The following is a 21,263-nucleotide window of genomic DNA, read 5'->3' on the forward strand; positions in this document are numbered from 1 at the left end:
ACGCCTCATACACTCGTGCTCGGCCCGAACCGACCCCGTGGCCCGCTTCCGTATGCACATCCTCCGCACCACGCTCGCCGCAGCCGCGTCGACCCTCGTCGCGCTCGGCCTGGTCGTCGCGCCCGTCAGCGCCCCGCACGCCGATGCTGCGACGGTGTCGTCGGCCAAGACCCACCTCGCCGATCCGGCTGCTGCCGATGCGGGCAAGGCCACGATCTCGGTCGCCCCCGCGCACCGTGGGATCGTCCAGCGCGACCAGGACCTCACCCTCTCGGTGACCGTCACGAACGACACCGACGCCGCGCTGCCCGCCGGCACCGCGGAGTTCGACATCTTCCGCTCCGTGAGCACGCGGGACGTCCTCGCCGACTGGCTCGCCGACACCACCACGACCGGTTACCTCGGCGCCCCGATGGACTCCGTGGACATCCCGGAGGTCCCGGCGCACCGATCGGTCACCATCGACTCGGTCGAGATCGTCTCGGGCAACGTGGCACTCGGCGGGTACTCCTCGTTCGGTGCGCGGCGCATCGCGGCGGAGTACACGGCCGGTGAGACCTTCGCCGTCGCCCGCTCCGCGATCACCTGGTACCCGGACTTCGAGCAGGTGCCGGTCAGCGTCTCCGTCGCGATGCCGGTGACGGTCCCGAAGTCCACGGACGGCATCCTCAGCGCGGCCGTCCTCGCCGCCGCGACCTCGGTGGACGGCACCCTCACCCAGCAGCTCGACGCCGCCGAGGACCACAACGTCGCCGTCGCGGTCGACCCCCGCATCATCGCCTCGATCCGGATCCTCGGCGAGAACGCGCCGTCCGCGGCGACCGCGTGGCTCCAGCGCCTCGAGTCCCTGCGCAACGAGACCTTCGCGTTGTCCTACGCCGACGCCGACGTCACCGGGCTGCGCCAAGCCGGGTCGGACGGCATCCTCGCCCCGATCTCGCTCGACCAGTCCGTGAAGACCGAGAACTTCCCCGGCGCCGAGACCCCCGCACCGACCCCGACCGCGACGCCCGGGCAGACGACGACCCCGAGCAGCACCGCGTCCCCGAGCGACGACGCCACCACCGACGCCGGCTCGGGCGAGACCGCGGAGACGCTGCCGACGACCGAGCAGCTGCTGGACTTCCCGTACTCGATGGACTCCATCGCGTGGCCGGCGGACGGCACCGTGACCGCGGCCGACCTCACGGCACTGCAGCGGGCCGACAAGGACACCACCATCGTGTCGAGCGGGAACACCTCCGCCGGCGCGAACGCCACGGTCTCGGCGTCGGAGAAGATCGGCGACGACCACGTCCTCGTGTCGGACCAGTCGATGTCGTCCCTGCTGCGCGACGCCGCGACCGCACCGGACCGCCAGAGCTGGTCGTCGGCGATGTCCGAGCTCACGGCGACGCTCGCCACCTCGGCGCGCGACGGCACCGCCACGGGGCCGATCTTGCTGACCCTCGGTCGCGACTGGCCCTCGGACTCCACACGCCTCAGCCAGACCCTCGACGCCCTCGAGAGCACCGCCTGGGTGGCACCGGCCGACCTCTCCACGGCGTCGGACGCCACGGCGGGGTCGCTCACGCTCAACAGTGCGTCCACCGGGGCCGACCGCATCGCACAACTCAAGCGCCTCGTGCAGGGCGAACAGGGGCTCTCCGCGTTCGCCACCATCCTCGACACCCCCGCTGAACTGACGGCTCCCGCACGCCTCCGGCTGCTCGCCATCGCCTCGAACGCGTGGCGCGGGGACGACGACGGGCTCCAGGCCGCGGTCGACGTCCGCACAGCGGCCTGGGCGAAGCAGACCACCGAGGTCGGGATCGTCGACTCGAGCAGCCTGACCCTGCTCGGCGACCGGTCCTCGCTGCCGGTGTCCATCCGCAACAGCTCGGACTACCCGGTGACGGTGCACCTGGCCGTCCAGCCGTCGAACTCCGCCCTCCGGATCGTCCGCAACGACATCGTCGTCGAGATCCAACCGGACTCCTCGACCCGAGCGACCGTCCCCGTGCAGTCCGTCGCGAACGGCAAGGTCGAGCTGACGATGTCCCTGTCGAGCCCGACCGGCGTCGCCATCGCGCAGCCGGCCACCGTCGAACTCAACGTCCAGGCGCAGTGGGAGACGGTCATCACCGCCGCCGCAGCGGTCGCCCTGATCGCGATCTTCGGCTTCGGGATCTTCCGCAGCATCCGGAAGCGCATCCGTCGTCGCAACGGCGAACTCGACGACGAGGACGACGACGACCCCAACCGCCCGCTCGCCGTGCAGCCGGGTGCGCCCGGCGCGGCTGCTCCGTCCGCGGGATCGGTCGCCGGACCGGGAGGCCCGGATCACCGCGCCGAGGCGCCCACCGCGTTCGCCGTGGCCGGCTCCGGAACGGCCGCTGTCGCGGCTCCTGGTGGCGACCGCCTGCAGGACGCGATCGCCCGTGCCGGGGCCGAGCCGGGCCTCCCGTCCGACGCCCGTACCAGCCGCGTCGCGGACGCCCGCGACCCCGAGGAGCCGACCATCAGCGCCACCCAGCCCCAGCCCGACGTCGACGCGGAACCGGTCGCGGAGCGAAGCCTGGGGCGTGCGAGTGCGATGCTCGCGGCGGGGACGATGGTGAGCCGGATCCTCGGCTTCGCGAAGACCTTCGTGCTCGCGTACGCCATCGGGCAGAACAAGAGCCCCTCGGCGAACGCGTTCGCCGTCGCGAACCAGCTGCCGAACAACATCTACGCGCTCATCGCGGGTGGCCTGCTGTCGGCCGTGCTCATCCCGCAGATCGTCCGCGCCATGAAGAACGGCACGGACGGCGGACAGGCGTACGTCAACAAGATCGTGACGCTCGGCGGGTCGGTCTTCATCGTCATCACGATCGTCGCGACGGCACTGGCGCCGCTCCTGGTCCGCCTGTACACGACGTCCTCGGACACCCGGAGTCCCGCTGCGACCGACCTCGCCATCGCCTTCGCGTTCTGGTGCCTGCCGCAGATCCTGTTCTACGCGATGTACTCGCTGCTCGGTGAGGTCCTCAACGCCAAGCAGGTGTTCGGTCCGTTCACCTGGGCACCGCTGCTCAACAACGTCATCGCGATCGCCGGGCTCGTGGTGTTCATCGCCCTGTACGGCACGAGCGGCAGCGCCCTCGACGATTGGACGCCGGCGAAGATCGCGCTCCTCGCCGGCAGCGCCTCGTTCGGTGTGTTCGCCCAGGCGGCGTTCCTCCCGCTGTTCTGGCGGCGAGCAGGGCTGTCCTTCCGGCCGGACTTCCGGTGGCGCGGCGTCGGCCTGAAGTCGACGGGAACCGCTGCCGGCTGGCTCTTCGCGATGATCCTGGTGACCCAGGTCGCCGGCATCGTGCAGTCCGCGGTCGCGTGGAAGGGTCAGGGCGACGGACCCGGCAACGCGGTACTCGGCAACGCGTGGCTCATCTTCATGCTGCCGCACTCGATCATCACGGTCTCCATCGCGACGGCGTACTTCACCCGGATGAGCCACGATGCTGCACGCGGCGACCTGGCATCAGTCCGACGGAACCTGTCGCTGTCCCTGCGCATCGTCGGACTCTTCACGGTCTTCGCGTCCGTGGCGCTGGTCGTCGTCGCGGTGCCGTTCGGCCGGCTCTACGAGGGCACGTTCGAGAGCGCCCTGCAGGTCGGTGCCGTCCTGGTCGCCTACATGCCGGGCCTGGTGCTGTTCAGCATGTTGTTCATCATCCAGCGCGTGTTCTGGGCCATGCACGACCACCGGACCCCGTTCCTGATGCAGTGCATCCAGTCCGTCCTGTTCGTCATCGGTGCCCTCGCGGTGTCGACGTTCCCGACCTCCGTGATCGGCATCGGTGTGGCCGCGTGCACGACGCTCGCCGGCACCGCGCAGACGATCGTCGCGCTCGTCCTGGTGCGTCGCAAGCTCGGCAGCATCGAAGGACCGGTCGTGACCCGCTCGCACGTGCAGTTCGTCATCGCCGCGCTGATCGCCGGGGTGGTCGGCCTGCTGGTCGTGAACTTCTTCGGGGCGTTCTCCGCGGCCGGGTTCGCGATGTCGGACCGCACCGGGGCACTCATCACCATCGTCCTGACCGGCGCCGTCATGGTCCTCGTGTACTTCGGGGCGCTCGTCGTCGCCAAGAACGGCGAGATCAAGAACGCCGTCGGCATGGTGAAGAGCAAGCTCGGTCGCTGACCGCACGCTTCCCGGACGTCGCGGAATGCCGCGCCGGTACCATGTGTTGACCCGGTCAGCACGCAACGGAAGGGCAGTCAGGCATGCGCCAGCTCATCATCATCGGTTCCGGTCCGGCCGGGTTCACCGCCGGCATCTACGCCGCGCGCGCAGAGCTCAAGCCGCTCATCGTCGCGTCCAGCGTCGAGACGGGCGGGGAACTCACCAAGACGACCGAGGTCGAGAACTTCCCGGGCTTCCCCGAGGGGATCCAGGGCCCCGACCTCATGATCAAGATGCAGGAACAGGCCGAGAAGTTCGGCGCTGAGGTCCTGTACGACGACGCCGTCTCCGTCGACCTCACCGGCGACGTGAAGAAGGTCACCGTCGGCTCCGGCGAGACGTACGAAGCCCTCGCGGTCATCTACGCGACCGGTTCGGCGTACCGCCACCTCGGCATCGCCGACGAAGAGCGCCTCTCGGGCCACGGTGTCTCGTGGTGCGCGACCTGCGACGGCTTCTTCTTCCGCCAGAAGAACATCGCCGTGGTCGGCGGTGGCGACTCCGCGATGGAAGAGGCGACGTTCCTCACGCGCTTCGCCGACAAGGTCACCGTGATCCACCGCAAGGACACCCTCCGCGCGTCGAAGATCATGCAGGACCGCGCCCACAACGACCCGAAGATCGAGTTCGCGTGGAACAAGGAGGTCATCGGCATCCAGGGTGACTCCGCCGTGACCGGCGTGACGCTCAAGGACACCGTGGACGGCACCGAGAGCGAACTCGCCCTCGACGGTCTGTTCATCGCGATCGGCAACGACCCCCGCGTGCACCTCGTGCACGGTCAGCTCGAGCTCGCTCCCGAGGGCACCATCGCCGTCGAGGGCCGCACGTCCAAGGCCGTCGGCGTCCCCGGGGTCTTCGTCGCGGGCGACGTGCTCGACCACACCTACCGCCAGGCCATCACGGCTGCTGGGTCCGGTGCCGTCGCTGCGCTCGACGCCGAGAAGTACCTCGCCGACCTCGAGGACTCGCTGACCGACGCTGCTGCGGGCGAGACCCCGGTCGAGCCGGTCACCATCTCCGCCTGACCCTTACGGCCCCCGGAATGCCGGGGGAGCGTCCGCGGTTCCACATCCAGTACCGACTTCTCACGAAAGGACACCCATGTCCAACGCAAAGGCTGTCACCGACGCCACCTTCTCGGACGAGGTCCTCAAGTCCGACAAGACGATCCTCGTCGACTTCTGGGCCGAGTGGTGCGGCCCGTGTCGCGCCGTCTCGCCGATCCTCGACCAGATCGCCGAAGAGCACGCCGGCAAGATCGAGATCGTGAAGCTCAACGTGGACGACAACCCCCAGTCGGCCATGAACTACCAGATCACGTCGATCCCGGCGATGAAGGTCTTCAAGGGCGGCGAGGTCGTCAAGACCGTCATCGGCGCCAAGCCGAAGCCCGCGCTCGAGGCCGACCTCGCCGAGTTCCTCGCGTAGGTCGCACCAGCTCCACCGAACGCCCCGTCCTCGTCCTGCTCAGCAGGCGCCGGCGGGGCGTTCGCATGTCACCCGTTGCGGATCGGCCCCCGCCGCGGAGCCCGGGTTTCCGGGGTCGATGTCGTAGTGTGGCGGGAATGTCTCACTGATCGGAGCACGGTATGACGAACGGCAACAGCCTCGACCCCTGGTACGACTCCTACGCCCAGCGCACCGCCGGGCTGAGCGCCTCCGAGGTCCGAGCCCTGTTCGCCGTCGCCTCGCGCCCCGAGGTGGTCTCGCTGGCCGGCGGCATGCCGTTCGTCTCCGCGCTGCCGAGGGAGCTCGTCACGGGCTCCCTGGACCGCGTGATGAACGAGCACGCAGCCATGGCACTGCAGTACGGCGGCGGACAGGGTCTGCGGTCCCTCCGCGAGCACATCGTGGACGTCATGAGCCTCGAGGGCATCCGTGCCAGTGCCGAGGACGTCGTCGTGACGACGGGCTCGCAGCACGCGCTCGACCTCGTCACGCGGCTGTTCATCGATCCGGGCGACGTCGTCCTCGCCGAGTCCCCGTCCTACGTCGGTGCGATCGGTGTGTTCCGGTCGTACCAGGCCGAGACCGTCCACGTGACGACCGACGAGCTCGGGCTGGTGCCCGAGGCACTGCGCGAGGCGATCGCGAACCTCCGGACGCAGGGCAAGCGGATCAAGTTCCTCTACACGATCCCGAACTTCCACAACCCGGCCGGCGTCACCATGAGCCGGGAGCGCCGCATCGAGGTGCTCGACATCTGCCGGTCGAACAACATCCTGGTGCTCGAGGACAACCCCTACGGACTCCTCTGGTTCGACGAGCCGGCACCGCAGGCGATCCGTTCCATCGACGAAGAGGGCGTCGTGTACCTGGGGTCCTTCTCCAAGACCCTCGCACCCGGTTTCCGCGTCGGCTGGGCGCTCGCACCGCACGCCATCCGCGAGAAGCTCGTGCTCGCCAACGAGTCCGCCGTCCTCGCCCCGAACTCCTTCGGTCAGTACGTCGTGAACGCCTACCTGGACGCCGCGGACTGGAAGGGTCAGGTCGACACCTTCCGGGGCATCTACGCAGCGCGCCGTGACGCCATGCTGTCCGCTCTGGGGGAGTTCCTGCCGGACCTGTCCTGGACGAAGCCGAACGGTGGCTTCTTCGTCTGGCTGACGCTCCCCGAGTCCCTCGACTCGAAGGGCATGCTTCCGCGCGCCGTGAAGGAGCTCGTCGCCTACACGCCGGGGACGGCCTTCTACGCCGACGGTCGTGGCGGCGGGCACATCCGTCTGTCGTTCTGCTACCCGACCCCCGAGCAGATCCGCGTCGGCGTGAAGCGGCTCGCCAACGTCGTCAACGACGAACTCGAGCTGATCGAGACGTTCGGTCCGACGACTCGGCCGAACAGCGTCGTCCGCGAGACGTCCTCGGTCAGCGCTCCGCCGCCGAACATCTCCTGATCAGCGCTTTTCCGCGGTGCGTGGCCCACCAGCACCGTCGTTCCACACCGGAGGACCCCCATGGCTGAGCTCACTCGTCGTCACGTCGTCGTCGTCGCCGGAGGGATCTCGCACGAGCGTGACGTCTCCCTGCGCTCCGGTCGGCGGGTCGCCGACTCGCTGACCGGGTACGGCTGGCAGGTCGATCTCCGCGACGCCGACGCGCTGCTGCTGCCGGCTCTCGCCGAGTCCCGCCCGGATGTCGTGTGGCCGGCTCTGCACGGCGCCTCCGGTGAAGACGGGGCCCTGCGGGGCATCCTGGAGGCGGTGGACATCCCGTTCGTCGGCTCACGTTCCACGTCGGCCCGGTTGGCATGGGACAAGCCCACGGCGTCAGCGCTGGTCGCGCGGGCAGGCGTCCGCACCCCTCGCTCCGTCACGCTGTCCCACGACGTGTTCCGCGAGCTCGGCGCCGTCGGGGTCCTCGAGGCCATCGCGGGGGAGCACCCGGTTCCGCTCGCCGTGAAGCCGGCACGCGGCGGCAGCGCGCAGGGAGTGACCCTCGTCGACGACGTCAACGACCTCCCGCGTGCCATGGTCACGGCCTACACGTACTGCGACGACGTCGTGGTCGAGCAGCTCATCCGCGGCACCGAGGTCGCAGTCGGCATCATCGACACGGGCGACGACCCGGTGGCGCTCTCCGCGGTGGAGATCGTCCCGCGGAACGGCATCTACGGCTTCGAGGCGCGGTACAACGCGGGGGAGACGACGTTCTACACCCCCGCCCGACTGTCTGACGAGTTCGCGACCGCTGCAGCCGATGCCGCCGTCGCGGCGCACACAGCCCTCGGCCTCCGCCACCTGTCCCGTGTGGACCTCATCATCGACGGCGCCGGAACGCCGTGGTTCCTCGAAGCCAACGTACTCCCGGGTCTGACCGAGACATCCCTGCTGCCGCAGGCACTCTCCGCATCGGGGTTCGATCTCGGGTGGACGTACGCCGAGCTCGCCGAGCAGGCGATCCGCGACCACCACGCCTGATCCTCAGCTCGACGTTCCACGTGGAACATCGGAGTGGGTGAGAGTCGATGTTCCACGTGGAACGTCGCACTCGTGGTTTGCTGCTGAGAGCTGATCCGCTCTGAGCAGCAACGGGTGCCTCGGGTCATCTGCGGGCGCACGGTGGACGCATGACTGATTCACCACCCCCCGCAGCCTTCACGACCGAGTACCGGCGTGCCCTCTTCGACCAACGCGTGCTCGTACTCGACGGTGCCCTCGACGACGACAACGGCACCGTCTTGATGACGCAGTTGGTACAGCTCGCGACGGCGGACCCCTGGAACGACATCGCGCTCTGGATCCATTCGCCCGGAGGATCGGTTCCAGCGATGCTCGCACTCCGGGACCTCATGCGGGTGATCCCCAACGACGTCAGCACGCTCGCGTTCGGGATCGCTTGCAGCGCGGGGCAGTTCCTGCTGTCCTCGGGTACCCCTGGCAAGCGACGAGCGCTGCCGCACAGCCGGATCCTGATGCACCAGGGATCCGCAGGGATCGGGGGGAGTGCGGTGGACGTGGCGCTACAGGCGGACCACCTCCGTGACACCCGCGACACCGTGCTCGGACTCATCGCAGCGGACACCGGGCAGACGGTCGACCGCATCTTCGAGGACTCGCTGCACGACCACTGGTACTCCGCGGAGGAGGCCCTCGACTACGGGTTCGTCGACCTGATCGTCGACGACTTCTCGGTGATCCGGCCCCAGCAGCCGCGTTCCACGGTGACAGGCTTCGGCGGGCCTGCCGCAGGGGAGGGAGACCGATGAGCGCGTACACGATCCCGAACGTCATCGCGCGGGACGCTCGCGGCGACCGGGTCTTGGACGTCTACTCGCACCTGCTCACCGAGCGGATCATCTACATCGGGACCGCGATCGATGCTGGCGTCGCCAATGCCCTCATCGCGCAACTCCTCTTCCTCGAGTCGGACAACCCGGACTCGGACGTGCAGCTCTACGTCAACTGCGACGGCGGCGATCCGAGTGCCATGCTCGCTGTCTACGACACCATGCGGTTCATCCGCCCCGCCGTCGCGACCACCTGCGTTGGGCAGGCAATCGGTGTCGGAGCCGTGCTGCTCGCCGCGGGCGCCGAAGGAAAGCGGTCGGCCCTGCCGCATGCTCGGGTCGTGCTCCACCAACCCGCGGCGCAAGGGCAGGGGGCCATTCCCGAGCTCATCTTGCAGGCCGACGAGGTCGTCCGGATCCGGGCCGAGATCGAGCACCTGCTCACCGAGCACAGCGGCCAGAGTGTCGACCAACTCCGAGCCGACACGGACCACGATCGGGTCTTCACGGCCCGTCAGGCCCAGCAGTACGGGCTCGTGGACCACGTGATCACTCGACGCTGACCGACGGCGCTCCCGGACGCCTCAGGCTGCGAGGAGGAAACTACTCCGCAGCTGTTCGCCACCAGTACCTGCGGAACGTGCTCGCTCGCGGAGCTGTTCTGCTGCCGCCGCCGTCAAGTCCAGCAAGGAGCTCTCGAGCGCGCCGGCCACTGCTGCCAACATCTCGCTCGAAGGCTCCTTCCGCCCCCGTTCCATCTCCGACAAGTACTGCGGCGACACCCCTGCGCGACGGGCGACATCTTGCAGGGTGTCCCCGCGGACGCGGCGACGAGCGCGGAGTTCTTGACCGACGACATCACGCCAGAGCGGCTCGGGATTGCGGGATCTCATGATGCGAGCCTGGCAGTGTTCCACGTGAAACGTACGGGCTTCCCGTTCGCTGCTCGTGAACTCGAACCAGCGGAACGGCTACGCGCCCCGTGTCGGGCCGAACGACCCGTCGCTGCTCCAGGCACCCGCGCCGGGAATGCGAGGCCCGCTACGGGGCGCACAGCGCCATTGACAAGCCGTCAGGACGAGACTTCGCTGATCCCCAGCTCCGACAGAATGCGATTGAGGTCGTCGCCGTTCGCGAAGTCGATCGTCACGGAGCTCTTCCGGGCACCGACGGCGATCTTGACCCGTGTGTTCAGCCGGTCACCGATGCGCTCAGCAAGGTCGTTGAAGTGCGCCTGGTTCTTGGAGGGCTGCGGCGTCGTCTTCGGAGGGGTCTTCGTCGCCAACTGCTGCGCGATCGCTTCGGCAGCGCGCACCGACAGGTCCTCGTTGACGATCTTCTCGGCGAGGTACTCCATCGCCTCCGCGTCCGGGGCAGCAAGGATCGCGCGGGCGTGACCGGCCGACAGCACGCCGGCAGCCACTCGACGCTGCACGGGGGAGGGGAGCCGCAGCAGACGGATGGTGTTGGTGATCTGCGGACGCGAGCGACCGATGCGCTGGCCGAGCTGTTCCTGCGTGATCCCGAAGTCCGCCAGGAGCTGCTGGTACGCCGAAGCCTCTTCGAGCGGGTTGAGCTGCGCCCGGTGCAGGTTCTCGAGCAGGGCATCCCGGAGCATCGCGTCGTCCGGCGTCTCCTTGACGATCGCCGGGATGGTCGTGAGCCCGAGTTCCTTGGTGGCGCGGAGGCGCCGCTCACCCATGATCAGCTCGTACTGCGGCTCCGTCCCCGCAGCCCCGGGGATCGGACGGACCACGATGGGCTGCAGCACCCCGATCTCACGGATGGAGTGGACGAGCTCCTGCAACTCCTCTTCGCGGAACTCCTTGCGCGGCTGCTGCCCGTTCGGGATCACGTCCAGCGGGTTGAGGTTCGCGAGTCGGGCTCCCGGAACAGCGACGAGCTCGTCCGCGGTGGGTGCCGACGCCGGCGACCCACCAGTCGGGAAGAACACGTCGACCGGGCGGTCCTGCTGGTCCGTCGCCGTCGGGATGAGCGCGCCGATGCCGCGGCCGAGTCCGGTTCGCTTGGGTGCCATCAGTCTTACGCTCCTCGTGCTGCGATCTCGGCGGCCGCTTCCAAGTAGGAGAGCGACCCGGTGGAGTTCACGTCGTACGCGACGACGCTCTGTCCGTAACTCGGCGCTTCACTCACCCGGACGGACCGGGGGATCATCGCCTTCAACACTTGACCACCGAAGTGCTCGCGGACGTCGTTCGCCACCTGGTTCGCCAGGTTGGTCCGACCGTCGTACATGGTGAGCAGGATCGTCGAGACCCTGAGGTTCGGGTTGAGGTGCCGCTCGATGAGCTCGATGTTGCGCAACAGCTGGCTGAGTCCCTCGAGCGCGTAGTACTCGCACTGGATCGGGATCAGGACTTCCTGGGCCGCCACGAACGCATTGATGGTGAGGAGACCGAGCGACGGCGGGCAGTCGATGAAGACGTAGTGGTACGGCTCGTCCAGCGACTGGAGGTACAGATCGAGCGCCGTGCGCAGCCGCTGCTCTCGAGCGACCAAGGAGACGAGCTCGATCTCAGCACCCGCGAGGTGGATCGTCGCCGGGACGCACCAGAGGGTGTCGGACTCGGGGGACCGCTGCACGGTGTCGGCCATCGCGGCCTCATCGACGATGACGTCGTAGATGCTCGCGACTTCAGCCTGGTGGTCGACGCCCAGGGCCGTCGACGCGTTGCCCTGCGGGTCGAGGTCGATCACGAGCACCCGTGCGCCACCGTGGGCGAGGCCGGCGGCCAAGTTGACGGTCGTCGTGGTCTTCCCGACGCCGCCCTTCTGGTTCGACACGGTGATGATCCGCGTCTTCGGGGGCAACGGGAACTGCTGCGTCGCGATCGCACGTCGCCGGCGGTTCAGGTCGGCGATCTCGCGAGCAAGCGGAGTCGACGCGTCGTAATCGGTCGATGAGCTCAACGAGTGCCTCTTCCCCGGTTCGATGTTTCACGTGAAACGTGGAGCAGCACGCGATCAGTTGTCCCGATCCGAGCCGCAGGGTCAGTCAACTGTAGCCCGGAAGACCCGCGTGGTCTCTGCGACCACACCGTCCCCGAGCTCGAGGACCTCGACGTCCGACAGGTGCTGGCGCAGGATGACCTTGCGTGCCTTCTCGATCTCGTCGTCGACGCGCGCACCCTTCATGAGGATGAGCTGCCCGCCCGAGCGGACGAGTGGAACCGTCATCGGGATGAGCTTCGACAACGCACTGACCGCGCGGGCCGTGACCTGGTCGACGACGATGTCGTCGGAGACGTCCTCGGCGCGGCCGCGGACCACCGTCACGTTGGACAGCCCGAGCCGGCTCGCCTCGTTGGTGAGCCAGTCCACTCGACGCTCCATCGGCTCGATGAGCGTGAAGTGCACGTCCGGACGGGCGATCGCGAGCACGAGACCGGGCAATCCCGCACCCGAGCCGACGTCGGCAACCCGACCACGGGCCGCCAGGAGGGGCGCCAGCAAGGCTGAGTTGAGGATGTGTCGTGTCCAGAGTCGAGGCAGTTCGAGCGGGCCGATCAGGCCCAGCTCCTCACCGCGACGAGCCAACTCGTTCGTGAACGACCGAGCCGTCTCGATCCGGTCGCCGAAGAGCGCGGACGCAGCCGCAGGCTCGGCCTCGAGCACCGGAGCAGCGTCCGGAGCTGTGGGAGCGGTGGCCGAGGACACCGACTCGTCCGTCATCGGGTGACGACCGTGTGGCGGTCCCGACCCTCACCCTCGGACTCCGAGTGGAAGCCCTTCTCAGCGACGAGGTCGTGGACCAGCTTGCGCTCGTACGACGACATCGGGGGGAGTGCTGCGGACGACGATCCGGCTTCGATGCGCTCGACGGCGGTGTCGACCAGTCGCTGCAGCTCGTCGGCACGAGCGTCACGGGAGCCGCCCACGTCGAGGATGAGCCGGCTGAACTCGCCCGTCTCGGCCTGGACGGCGATGCGGGTGAGTTCCTGCAGCGCGGTCACGGTGTCCGGCTTGGAGAGGACGCGGAGCGCCTCTCCGTCATCGGTGACCGACAGGTACACGCGACCGGCGCGCTCCTCGATCTCGATGTCCCCGTCGAGGTCGCAGATGTCGAGGAGTTCCTCGATGTAGTCCGCAGCGATGTCAGCCTCGTCACGGGCGTCCTCGTCCGGGACCTCGGTGGTGTCGACGGCTGCGGCGGTGTCCTGCTCGGTCACTTACTTCTTCCCGTTCTTCTTCGAGCGCTGCTTGCCGACCGGCTGCGAACGCTGGGTGGTGACGCGCACGGCCTCGATCTCGGCGGCGCCAGCACCGGCACCAGCCTCGGCGAGGACCGGGTTGGCGATCCCGCGACGCTGGGCCTTCTTGGCCAGACGCGCCTCACGTGCCAGGGCCGCCTCGGAACCGGGCGTCGGCATGCTGCGGATGACGAAGTACTGCTGCGCCATCGTCCAGACGTTCGAGGCGAGCCAGTAGAACATGACGCCGAGGGGGAAGCTCAGACCCGAGATCACGAAGACCAGCGGGAGGATGTACAGCATCATCTTCTGCTGGCGGTACATCGGCGACGCCTTGGTCTCCGGCGACATGTTCTTGGCGACGAGCTGCAGCTGCGTGATGAACTGCGACGCGGTCATGACGACGATCATGAAGCCGGCGATCGCACGGACTTCCCACCCGGAGGCGTTGGTGAACGTCTCGTGCAGGGGAGCACCGAACAGGGCCGCGTTGCCGAACGACGCCGCGAGGTCGTTCGTCAGCAGGCCGATGCCCGTCTTGTTGATCTGGGCTTCGTGCAGCACCGAGTACAGCGAGAAGAAGATCGGCATCTGCAGCAGCAGCGGCAGGCAGGAGCTCAGCGGGTTGGTGCCCGTCTCCTTGTACAGGGCCATGGTCTCGCGGCTCATGGCCTCACGCGAGAACTGGTCCTTCTTGCCCTTGTACTTGTCCTGGATCTTCTTCAGCTGCGGCGCGACCTCGAGCATGCGGCGCTGCGACTTGATCTGCCGCACGAAGATCGGGATCAGCGCGGCGCGGACCACGAAGGTCAGGAAGATGATGGAGAGGACCCAGGTGATACCCGCGCCCGGGTCCATGCCGATGCTCTCGAAGATCCAGTGGAAGCCGACGAGGATGGCGGAGACCACCCATTTGAGCGGCCAGAGGATCGTACCGATGATGTCCATGGGGACGGCTACGCCTTTCGAGTGCGCTGGGGGAGCAGGACCGGCCGGGCCGTTCCGACCGCGGGGTGCGGCTGCTGCGGGATCGGCGCGAGGACGAACCCGAACCGGTTGACGACGAACGGGCGACGACGTTCCGTGACGTCGTCGATCCCGCCTGCAGCCCAGGGGTTGCAGCGAGCGATGCGCCAGGCGCCCATCGCGGATCCGCGGACGACGCCGTACTGCTGGATCGCTTCGAGGGCGTACCGGGAGCACGACGGGTGGTACCGGCAGACGTTGCCGTACAACGGGGAGATCACTGCACGGTAGGCGCGGAGCACGACGACGCACGCGTTGCGTGGGAGCAACGCGGCGACCCAGGCCAGCCGGGTCCACAGGGTGCGGTTCATGCTGCCTTCTCCACCCCGCGCGCGAAGGAGCGCACGACGTCTTCGAGCAGGGTAGGCCATCCGGCCTGCGATGCGGCTGGCAGTGCGCGCACCACCACGTCGTACCCCACGGGGGAGTCGGCGAGGATGCCGTGCGCGATCGCCTTGAGCCGCCGCCTGATCAGGTTCCGGGTCACGGCGTTGCCCACCGTCTTCGCGACGATGAACCCGAACCGCGACGGTCCGGCAGGGTCCGTCGAGCGACGGACCACGGACACGACGACGTGCGCCGTGGCGCTCTTGCGACCACGACGCACGACGTTCCGGTAGTCGTCCCCGCGGACGATGCGGTTGGCGCTGGCCAACACTGCGATGCCGGGGTCAGACCGAGGACCGGATCAGGCGGTGAGCCTGATCAGGCCGAGAGCTCGGTGCGGCCCTTGGCGCGACGCGCCGACAGGATGGCGCGGCCGGCACGCGTCCGCATGCGGAGGCGGAAGCCGTGCTTCTTGGCGCGGCGACGGTTGTTCGGCTGGAAGGTGCGCTTGCTCATGATCTCTCCACACGGCTGCTCGCGGCGAGCCGTCACGTATGTATGTGTCATCGCTCGGTGTCGAACGACGCAGATGGGCGCGACCAATCGGCCGCAGTCAACTGGTTAACGGTACGTGACAGCAGCGAGCAGGTCAAACGCCGATCGGGCCGGCCTCGGTGCCGGAGGCGTCGAGGACACCGCTGCGGTCCATTCTCCACATTGGGGACAACTTCCGTTCGGTGCCACCCGGCCCGGTCCTTTACAGTGGGGTCATCGATCGGCCCCGCGCCCCGGTACGACAGGGAAGTACTCCTGTCCGACGGATCCGGGCGGTCGTGGACAACACTGTGGACAACCCTGTGGGAACACGCGCGGTACGAGGCGTCGACGAAGCCCCCGAGACCCCGACGAACCGCCGGCGCACGACACGGTCCGCTGAGCGCCACACCCCGCGGCACTCCGGCACGTCCGACCCAGCAGGACGCACCCCGGTCCGGCACCGAACGCACGACACACACCTGGAGACGAGCGCGACATGACGATGCCGGCCGACCCCGTCGAGGACCTCTGGTCATCCGTACTCGGAATCCTCAGCGAAGACCCCCGCATCACGCCGCAGCTCCACGGGTTCCTCAACCTGGTCGAACCGAAGGGCGTCCTCGCCGGCACCCTGTACCTCGAGGTCCCCAACGACCTGACCCGCGGCATGCTCGAGCAGCGGATCCGCATCCCGATCACCGAGGCCGTCGCCCGCATCGGTGACGACTCGGTCGCGAACTTCGCCATCACGGTGAACCCGGACATGGCGTCCGAGCCGCGCGTCGACCCGAACGTGCCGGAGTACGCCGAGCCCGTGCAGGAAGCGGTGGAGCAGAGCGCTGCACCCCGTCAGTACATCGAGGCACCCTTCGTGCCGAGCCAGATCGACTCCCCGGGCACGAGCGGCCGGCCGGAGTCGCGGCTGAACCCGAAGTACAACTTCGACAACTTCGTCATCGGCTCGTCGAACCGCTTCGCCCACGCCGCAGCGGTCGCGGTGGCCGAGGCTCCGGCGAAGGCCTACAACCCGCTCTTCATCTACGGCGACTCCGGGCTGGGCAAGACCCACCTGCTCCACGCCATCGGGCACTACGCCGAGAGCCTCTACCCGGGGATCCGCGTCCGGTACGTGTCGAGCGAGGAGTTCACCAACGACTTCATCAACTCGATCGCGAACAACCGCTCGAACCAGTTCCAGCAGCGCTACCGCGACATCGACATCCTGCTGATCGACGACATCCAGTTCCTGCAGGGGAAGGACTCCACGCAGGAGGCGTTCTTCCACACGTTCAACACGCTGCACGACCACAACAAGCAGGTCGTCATCACGTCCGACGTCGCACCGAAGCACCTCACCGGCTTCGAGGACCGCATGCGGTCGCGCTTCGAGTGGGGTCTGATCACGGACGTCCAGGCGCCCGAGCTCGAGACGCGCATCGCGATCCTCCGCAAGAAGGCGCAGTCCGACCACCTGCAGGTGCCGGACGACATCCTCGAGTTCATGGCCTCGAAGGTGTCGAGCAACATCCGGGAGCTCGAGGGGACGCTCATCCGCGTCACGGCGTTCGCGAGCCTGAACCGGACGGCCGTCGACATGGCCCTGGTGCAGACCGTCCTCAAGGACCTGATCACCCTCGACGAGGACAACGTCGTCGCGCCGACGGACATCATCAACCACACCGCCGAGTACTTCAAGCTCTCCGTCGACGACCTGTACGGCTCGTCCCGCTCGCAGGCGATCGCCACCGCGCGACAGATCGCGATGTACCTGTGCCGCGAGCTCACGAGCCTGTCGCTCCCGAAGATCGGGCAGCTGTTCGGCAACCGCGACCACACCACGGTCATGTACGCGAACAAGAAGATCACCGAGCTCATGAAGGAGCGGCGGTCGATCTACAACCAGGTCACCGAGCTCACGAGCCGCATCAAACAGGACCGCCGCTACCGCTGAGATCGGTACGTCTCCGGGCGTATCCACCATCTGAGACGGTTCCATGGGCCGGAGTTCTCACAGTGTGGATAGCCTGTGGATAACTGTGGAGGACACGCCGCCCGGTTGTTCACAGCGAGGGGGCCTCCTGTGGAAACTGGGGATGGAAGTGGATAGATGAGATTCATTCATCCCGACGTCGCCCACAGCTCGCCCACAAGTCACAACGGTGTAGTTCCCTACGGCCGAGCGGCATGCACAGGGTTATCCACAGTGTGCACAGGCGTTAACACCATTACTCCTGGTTAACGATCCATCTCCGCGGGACAACCTTGTGGACGGCGGGATGACAAGAAATCCGGCCCACGTCCGCCTGTGCCAGAATGGGGCGGCCGGACAGTCCAAGCCGATCGACAGGGGTTCCAGCTGTGAAGTTCGAGGTCAACCGGGACGTCTTCTCCGAAGCCGTCTCCTTCGCGGTGAAACTCCTCCCACAGCGCACGACCCTCCCGATCCTGTCGGGCGTCCTGATCCACGCCGACGGCGATCGTCTGACGCTCTCGTCGTTCGACTACGAGGTCTCGGCGCAGACGTCCATCTCGGCGCAGATCGACGACCCGGGCACGGTCCTGGTCAGCGGTCGCCTGCTGAACGACATCGCGAGCCGACTGCCGAACGCCCCGGTGACCTTCACGACCGAGGACTCCAAGATCTCGGTCTCCTGCGGATCGGCGCACTTCACGCTGCTGTCCATGCCGGTCGAGGAGTACCCGACGCTGCCCGAGATCGGTCCGCAGACCGGTGTCATCCCCGGCGATGCCTTCTCCGAGGCCGTGTCGCAGGTTGCCGTCGCCGCGAGCCGCGACGACGTCACCCCCGTCATCACTGGTGTCCAGCTCGAGGTCGGTGACAACGACCTGTCGCTCATCGCCACGGACCGGTACCGCGTGGCCGTCCGGACCATCGCGTGGGACTCCGGCCGCGTCGGCTCGGACCCGCTGCACGCCCTCGTCCCCGCGCGCACGCTGCAGGAGGTCGGTCGCACCTTCGGGTCGGCGTCCACCGTCTCGGTCTCGATCAGCGGCAACTCCGACCGTGAGCTCATCGCGTTCCACGCCGACGACAAGACCGTCACCTCGCTGCTGATCAAGGGCAACTACCCGCCGGTCCGCCGGCTCTTCCCCGAGAACGTCAACGACCACGCGGTGATCAACACCGCTGAGCTGGTCGAAGCCGTCCGACGGGTCTCACTCGTCCTGGAGCGCGAAGCAGCGCTCCGGTTCTCCTTCACGGTCGACGGGCTCACGCTCGAGGCGATCGGATCCGAACAAGCGCAGGCGTCAGAGTCGATCAGTGCGTTGCTGACCGGAGAGGAAACGGTGGTCTCGCTGAAGCCCGCCTTCCTCCTCGACGGACTGAACGCGGTGCACTCCGAGTTCGTCCGCATCTCCTTCACCAAGACGGAGAACCCCAACAAGCCGGGCCCGGTGCTGATCACCGGCCAGACTTCGCAAGAGGCTGCCGCGACCGATGGATACCGGTACCTGCTGCAGCCCAACCTGCTGCTGCGATAGGCGCAACAGGAACACTGCGCTGACGCACCAGCTGCGGCCTCAGCGCGACGACGAAACAGAAGAGGAAATCATGCACATCGGTCTTGTCGGCCTTGGTCGCATGGGCAACAACATGCGTGCCCGTCTCCGCAACGCAGGGATCGAGGTCACCGGTTACGACGCGAACCCCGCCGTCTCCGACGTCGCGAGCCTCGCAGACCTGGCGGGCGCCCTGCCCGAGGGTCAGCGACTCGTCTGGGTGATGGTGCCGCACGGCAAGATCACCGACGACGTCATCACCGAGCTCGCCGGTGTCCTGAACGAGGGCGACCTCGTCATCGACGGTGGCAACTCGAAGTGGCTCGACGACACCACGCACGCCGAGCAGCTCCGCGCGCGCGGCATCCGCTACATGGATGCCGGTGTCTCCGGCGGCGTGTGGGGCAAGGACAACGGCTACGGCCTCATGGTCGGCGGTGACGTCAAGGACGTCGAGTTCGCCATGCCGGTCTTCGACGCACTGCGCCCCGAGGGGCCGCGCGAAGAGGGCTTCTCGCACGCCGGTCCGATCGGCGCGGGGCACTACGCCAAGATGGTCCACAACGGCATCGAGTACGCGATCATGCAGGCCTACGGCGAGGGCTACGAGCTCCTCGAGGCCAAGGACCTGATCACCGACGTCCCCGCCGTGTTCGCCGGGTGGCAGCGCGGGACGGTCGTCCGTTCCTGGCTGCTCGACCTCATGGTCCTGGCCCTGAACGAAGACCCGAAGCTCGACGAGCTCGAGGGCTACGTCGAGGACTCGGGCGAGGGCCGCTGGACGCTGGAAGAGGGCATCGAGCTCGCCGTTCCGATGCCGGCGCTGTCGGCGTCGATCTTCGCGCGCTTCGTCTCGCGTCAGGGCAGCGCGTCCCCGACGATGAAGGCCGTCGCGGCGCTCCGCAACCAGTTCGGCGGTCACGCCGTCAAGAAGTCCTAGGACCACCCGGGGAAACCCGGACTCGGCCCGCGTGCACGTCGACCATCTCCAACTCACCGACTTCCGGAACTACCGGGAGGCGGACGTCGACCTCGCACGCGGGCCGAACCTGTTCGTCGGGCGGAACGGGCAGGGCAAGACCAACCTGGTCGAGGCGATCGGGTACCTGTCGACGCTCGGTTCTCACCGGGTCCCGACGGATGCAGCGCTCGTCCGCCAGGGTTGCGACGCCGCGATCGTCCGGGCCCGCCTGGCGCACGAGGACCGCAGCATCCTCGCCGAGGTGCAGATCAACCGCACGGGGGCGAACCGTGCGCAGGTGAACCGGTCGGCGATCAAGCCCCGTGAACTCCCGCGCTACTGCACCTCCGTCCTCTTCGCTCCCGAGGACCTCGCCCTGGTCCGTGGCGAACCGGCCGGTCGCCGACGCATGCTCGACGAACTGCTCGGCCAGATCGCGCCGCGGATGCAGGGGGTCCTGGCCGACTACGACCGCACGCTCCGCCAGCGGAACACCCTGCTCAAGTCGGCCCGTGCCACCGGCGCCAAGGCCAACGCGCTGTCGACGCTCGACGTCTGGGACGACCGCCTCGTCGGACTCGGTGCCGAGATCGTCGCCGCGCGCGACCACCTGACCCGCCGGCTCGCACCGTTCGTCGCCGAGGCGTACGCCACCGTCGCGGGCGAGGACCACGATGCCTCGATCGCCGGTGTGCTCTCGATCCGTGGCGGAGACCCGGAGGCCGCCGCCGCGACGGACCCGGTCCTCGGCACCCCCGACGAGCCGGTGAGCGTGACCGCCGCAGCCGAGGCGTTCGCGGCTGCCCTCGAGCGGCGTCGTCGTGACGAACTCGACCGCGGGTTGACCCTGGTCGGGCCGCACCGGGACGACGTCCTGTTCCAGCTCAACGGGTTACCTGCCCGCGGGTACGCCAGTCACGGGGAGTCCTGGTCGTTCGCGCTCGCGATCCAGCTGGCGAGCGCGTCGATCCTGCGGGCGGAGTCGAACCTCGGTGACCCGATCATCATCCTCGACGACGTGTTCGCCGAACTCGACGAATCCCGGCGCGAACGCCTCGGGAACGCCGTGGCCGACTACGAGCAGGTCCTCATCACGGCCGCGGTGTTCGGCGACGTCCCCTCGCAGCTGGCCGCGCACACGGTGCGGATCGAGGCGGGCACGATCGTGACCGACGCGACCCCGCCGGAAGCCGACGCCTGATGCCCCGCCCGTGGAAGCCGACCGAGCCGTCGCGGCTGTACCGGCACCTCCGTGCCGTCTTCGGTGACCCCTCGAAGCGCGGGGTCGACGCCCGCCGCCGTCGCTCCCGCGAGTTCGACGCCGACACCGTCCCGTACGGCCGTGGCCGCGAACCCCGTGGGCTCGGTGACGTGGTCGGATCCCTGGCCAACGAGCTCGGCTGGACCGAACCCCTGGCCCGCTCGGAGCTGTTCGTGGACTGGCCGAGCGTCGTCGGTGAGGAACTCGCGAAGCACTCCACGCCGGTCACCATCGACGACGGTGCGCTGGTCATCCGGTGTGACTCGACGGCCTGGGCGACGCAGCTCCGTCTCATGCGGGCCAGCGTCACGACGACCATCGCCGAGCGGCACCCGGAAGCCGGGGTCGAGTCGATCCGGGTTTCGGGGCCGGACGTCCCCACCTGGAAACGCGGCCCCAGGACGGTCCAGGGGCGCGGTCCTCGCGACACCTACGGTTGAGCCGACGAAATCATCCTGTGGTGCCAAAAAAGCCCGCCTGTGGGC

General features: G+C 68.2%; 21 protein-coding genes. 12 read left to right on the top strand and 9 right to left on the bottom strand.

The features are described from left to right. Nucleotides 1-37: 37 nt before the first annotated feature. The 7 genes from EDF51_RS20290 to EDF51_RS08385 all read left to right on the top strand — a co-directional run bounded on the left by EDF51_RS20290 (nucleotide 38) and on the right by EDF51_RS08385 (nucleotide 9,496). Entirely contained in the window at nucleotides 38-4,162 is a 4,125-nt protein-coding gene (locus EDF51_RS20290) for a DUF6049 family protein (RefSeq protein WP_243698015.1), read from the top strand. An 83-nt stretch (nucleotides 4,163-4,245) separates the two neighbouring features. Then, a complete protein-coding gene (trxB, locus tag EDF51_RS08360; RefSeq protein WP_131877913.1) occupies nucleotides 4,246-5,232 on the top strand; it encodes a thioredoxin-disulfide reductase in 987 nt (328 codons plus the stop codon). 76 nt (nucleotides 5,233-5,308) lie between these two features. After that, entirely contained in the window at nucleotides 5,309-5,635 is a 327-nt protein-coding gene (gene trxA / locus EDF51_RS08365) for a thioredoxin (protein WP_017887828.1), read from the top strand. Between the two features lie 161 nt (nucleotides 5,636-5,796). Beyond that, nucleotides 5,797-7,101: a PLP-dependent aminotransferase family protein gene (locus tag EDF51_RS08370; protein WP_131877915.1), complete on the top strand. Its 1,305-nt coding sequence runs from the start codon at nucleotides 5,797-5,799 to the stop codon at nucleotides 7,099-7,101. A 60-nt stretch (nucleotides 7,102-7,161) separates the two neighbouring features. Continuing rightward, nucleotides 7,162-8,124 (top strand): D-alanine--D-alanine ligase, encoded by a 963-nt coding sequence (locus tag EDF51_RS08375; protein ID WP_133938107.1) that lies wholly within the window; start codon nucleotides 7,162-7,164, stop codon nucleotides 8,122-8,124. A gap of 149 nt (nucleotides 8,125-8,273) precedes the next feature. After that, on the top strand, nucleotides 8,274-8,912 hold the full coding sequence (locus EDF51_RS08380; RefSeq protein WP_131877919.1) for an ATP-dependent Clp protease proteolytic subunit: 639 nt from the start codon (nucleotides 8,274-8,276) through the stop codon (nucleotides 8,910-8,912). After that, the gene (locus EDF51_RS08385; protein WP_131877921.1) at nucleotides 8,909-9,496 is read left to right on the top strand and encodes an ATP-dependent Clp protease proteolytic subunit; all 588 of its coding nucleotides are present in this window, start codon (nucleotides 8,909-8,911) and stop codon (nucleotides 9,494-9,496) included. The genes EDF51_RS08380 and EDF51_RS08385 overlap by 4 nt, the downstream gene beginning before the upstream one ends. 21 nt (nucleotides 9,497-9,517) lie before the next feature. Here the strand turns inward: EDF51_RS08385 and EDF51_RS08390 are convergent, their stop codons facing one another. From EDF51_RS08390 to rpmH, 9 genes are all read right to left on the bottom strand, one after another. Continuing rightward, complete coding sequence (locus tag EDF51_RS08390) at nucleotides 9,518-9,826, bottom strand: helix-turn-helix transcriptional regulator (RefSeq protein ID WP_131877923.1); 309 nt, start codon at nucleotides 9,824-9,826, stop codon at nucleotides 9,518-9,520. A 179-nt stretch (nucleotides 9,827-10,005) separates the two neighbouring features. After that, nucleotides 10,006-10,971 carry a ParB/RepB/Spo0J family partition protein gene (locus tag EDF51_RS08395; RefSeq protein ID WP_132099236.1) on the bottom strand — a complete coding sequence of 322 codons (966 nt, stop codon included), beginning with the start codon at nucleotides 10,969-10,971 and terminating at the stop codon, nucleotides 10,006-10,008. Between the two features lie 5 nt (nucleotides 10,972-10,976). Then, nucleotides 10,977-11,864: a ParA family protein gene (locus EDF51_RS08400; protein ID WP_279586152.1), complete on the bottom strand. Its 888-nt coding sequence runs from the start codon at nucleotides 11,862-11,864 to the stop codon at nucleotides 10,977-10,979. Between the two features lie 81 nt (nucleotides 11,865-11,945). After that, nucleotides 11,946-12,626 (bottom strand): 16S rRNA (guanine(527)-N(7))-methyltransferase RsmG, encoded by a 681-nt coding sequence (gene rsmG, locus EDF51_RS08405; protein WP_134194482.1) that lies wholly within the window; start codon nucleotides 12,624-12,626, stop codon nucleotides 11,946-11,948. Beyond that, complete coding sequence (locus tag EDF51_RS08410) at nucleotides 12,623-13,123, bottom strand: R3H domain-containing nucleic acid-binding protein (RefSeq protein ID WP_111083678.1); 501 nt, start codon at nucleotides 13,121-13,123, stop codon at nucleotides 12,623-12,625. The genes rsmG and EDF51_RS08410 overlap by 4 nt, the downstream gene beginning before the upstream one ends. Beyond that, a complete protein-coding gene (gene yidC / locus EDF51_RS08415; RefSeq protein WP_123292941.1) occupies nucleotides 13,124-14,092 on the bottom strand; it encodes a membrane protein insertase YidC in 969 nt (322 codons plus the stop codon). An 8-nt stretch (nucleotides 14,093-14,100) separates the two neighbouring features. Then, entirely contained in the window at nucleotides 14,101-14,481 is a 381-nt protein-coding gene (gene yidD, locus EDF51_RS08420; protein ID WP_165901008.1) for a membrane protein insertion efficiency factor YidD, read from the bottom strand. Further along, on the bottom strand, nucleotides 14,478-14,828 hold the full coding sequence (rnpA, locus tag EDF51_RS08425) for a ribonuclease P protein component (protein ID WP_123292940.1): 351 nt from the start codon (nucleotides 14,826-14,828) through the stop codon (nucleotides 14,478-14,480). The genes yidD and rnpA overlap by 4 nt, the downstream gene beginning before the upstream one ends. 47 nt (nucleotides 14,829-14,875) lie before the next feature. Continuing rightward, nucleotides 14,876-15,013, bottom strand: coding sequence for a 50S ribosomal protein L34 (gene rpmH, locus EDF51_RS08430; RefSeq protein WP_022889115.1), 138 nt, complete (start codon nucleotides 15,011-15,013; stop codon nucleotides 14,876-14,878). A gap of 517 nt (nucleotides 15,014-15,530) precedes the next feature. On the opposite strand from rpmH, the gene dnaA reads away from it, so the two are divergent. From dnaA to EDF51_RS08455, 5 genes are all read left to right on the top strand, one after another. Next, nucleotides 15,531-16,985: a chromosomal replication initiator protein DnaA gene (dnaA, locus tag EDF51_RS08435; protein ID WP_111083682.1), complete on the top strand. Its 1,455-nt coding sequence runs from the start codon at nucleotides 15,531-15,533 to the stop codon at nucleotides 16,983-16,985. Nucleotides 16,986-17,392: 407 nt separating this feature from the next. Next, complete coding sequence (dnaN, locus tag EDF51_RS08440) at nucleotides 17,393-18,538, top strand: DNA polymerase III subunit beta (RefSeq protein WP_111083683.1); 1,146 nt, start codon at nucleotides 17,393-17,395, stop codon at nucleotides 18,536-18,538. A gap of 70 nt (nucleotides 18,539-18,608) precedes the next feature. Then, nucleotides 18,609-19,496, top strand: a complete 888-nt coding sequence (gnd, locus tag EDF51_RS08445; RefSeq protein ID WP_131877931.1) for a phosphogluconate dehydrogenase (NAD(+)-dependent, decarboxylating) — start codon at nucleotides 18,609-18,611, stop codon at nucleotides 19,494-19,496. A gap of 31 nt (nucleotides 19,497-19,527) precedes the next feature. Beyond that, nucleotides 19,528-20,718, top strand: coding sequence for a DNA replication/repair protein RecF (recF, locus tag EDF51_RS08450; RefSeq protein WP_131877933.1), 1,191 nt, complete (start codon nucleotides 19,528-19,530; stop codon nucleotides 20,716-20,718). Next, nucleotides 20,718-21,218 carry a DciA family protein gene (locus EDF51_RS08455; RefSeq protein ID WP_111083686.1) on the top strand — a complete coding sequence of 167 codons (501 nt, stop codon included), beginning with the start codon at nucleotides 20,718-20,720 and terminating at the stop codon, nucleotides 21,216-21,218. Before recF ends, EDF51_RS08455 begins: the two co-directional genes overlap by 1 nt. The last annotated feature ends 45 nt before the right edge of the window (nucleotides 21,219-21,263 follow it).

It is taken from the genome of Curtobacterium sp. PhB25, assembly GCF_004365375.1.
GTDB lineage: Bacteria > Actinomycetota > Actinomycetes > Actinomycetales > Microbacteriaceae > Curtobacterium.

Bases quoted from the DNA above. Each gene is read 5' to 3' on its own strand.
- trxB (WP_131877913.1), top strand. From the start codon at position 4,246: ATGCGCCAGCTCATCATCATCGGTTCCGGTCCGGCCGGGTTCACCGCC.
- trxA (WP_017887828.1), top strand. From the start codon at position 5,309: ATGTCCAACGCAAAGGCTGTCACCGACGCCACCTTCTCGGACGAGGTC.
- EDF51_RS08370 (WP_131877915.1), top strand. From the start codon at position 5,797: ATGACGAACGGCAACAGCCTCGACCCCTGGTACGACTCCTACGCCCAG.
- EDF51_RS08375 (WP_133938107.1), top strand. From the start codon at position 7,162: ATGGCTGAGCTCACTCGTCGTCACGTCGTCGTCGTCGCCGGAGGGATC.
- EDF51_RS08380 (WP_131877919.1), top strand. From the start codon at position 8,274: ATGACTGATTCACCACCCCCCGCAGCCTTCACGACCGAGTACCGGCGT.
- EDF51_RS08385 (WP_131877921.1), top strand. From the start codon at position 8,909: ATGAGCGCGTACACGATCCCGAACGTCATCGCGCGGGACGCTCGCGGC.
- EDF51_RS08390 (WP_131877923.1), bottom strand. From the start codon at position 9,826: ATGAGATCCCGCAATCCCGAGCCGCTCTGGCGTGATGTCGTCGGTCAA.
- EDF51_RS08395 (WP_132099236.1), bottom strand. From the start codon at position 10,971: ATGGCACCCAAGCGAACCGGACTCGGCCGCGGCATCGGCGCGCTCATC.
- rsmG (WP_134194482.1), bottom strand. From the start codon at position 12,626: ATGACGGACGAGTCGGTGTCCTCGGCCACCGCTCCCACAGCTCCGGAC.
- yidC (WP_123292941.1), bottom strand. From the start codon at position 14,092: ATGGACATCATCGGTACGATCCTCTGGCCGCTCAAATGGGTGGTCTCC.
- yidD (WP_165901008.1), bottom strand. From the start codon at position 14,481: ATGAACCGCACCCTGTGGACCCGGCTGGCCTGGGTCGCCGCGTTGCTC.
- rpmH (WP_022889115.1), bottom strand. From the start codon at position 15,013: ATGAGCAAGCGCACCTTCCAGCCGAACAACCGTCGCCGCGCCAAGAAG.
- dnaA (WP_111083682.1), top strand. From the start codon at position 15,531: ATGACGATGCCGGCCGACCCCGTCGAGGACCTCTGGTCATCCGTACTC.
- gnd (WP_131877931.1), top strand. From the start codon at position 18,609: ATGCACATCGGTCTTGTCGGCCTTGGTCGCATGGGCAACAACATGCGT.
- EDF51_RS08455 (WP_111083686.1), top strand. From the start codon at position 20,718: ATGCCCCGCCCGTGGAAGCCGACCGAGCCGTCGCGGCTGTACCGGCAC.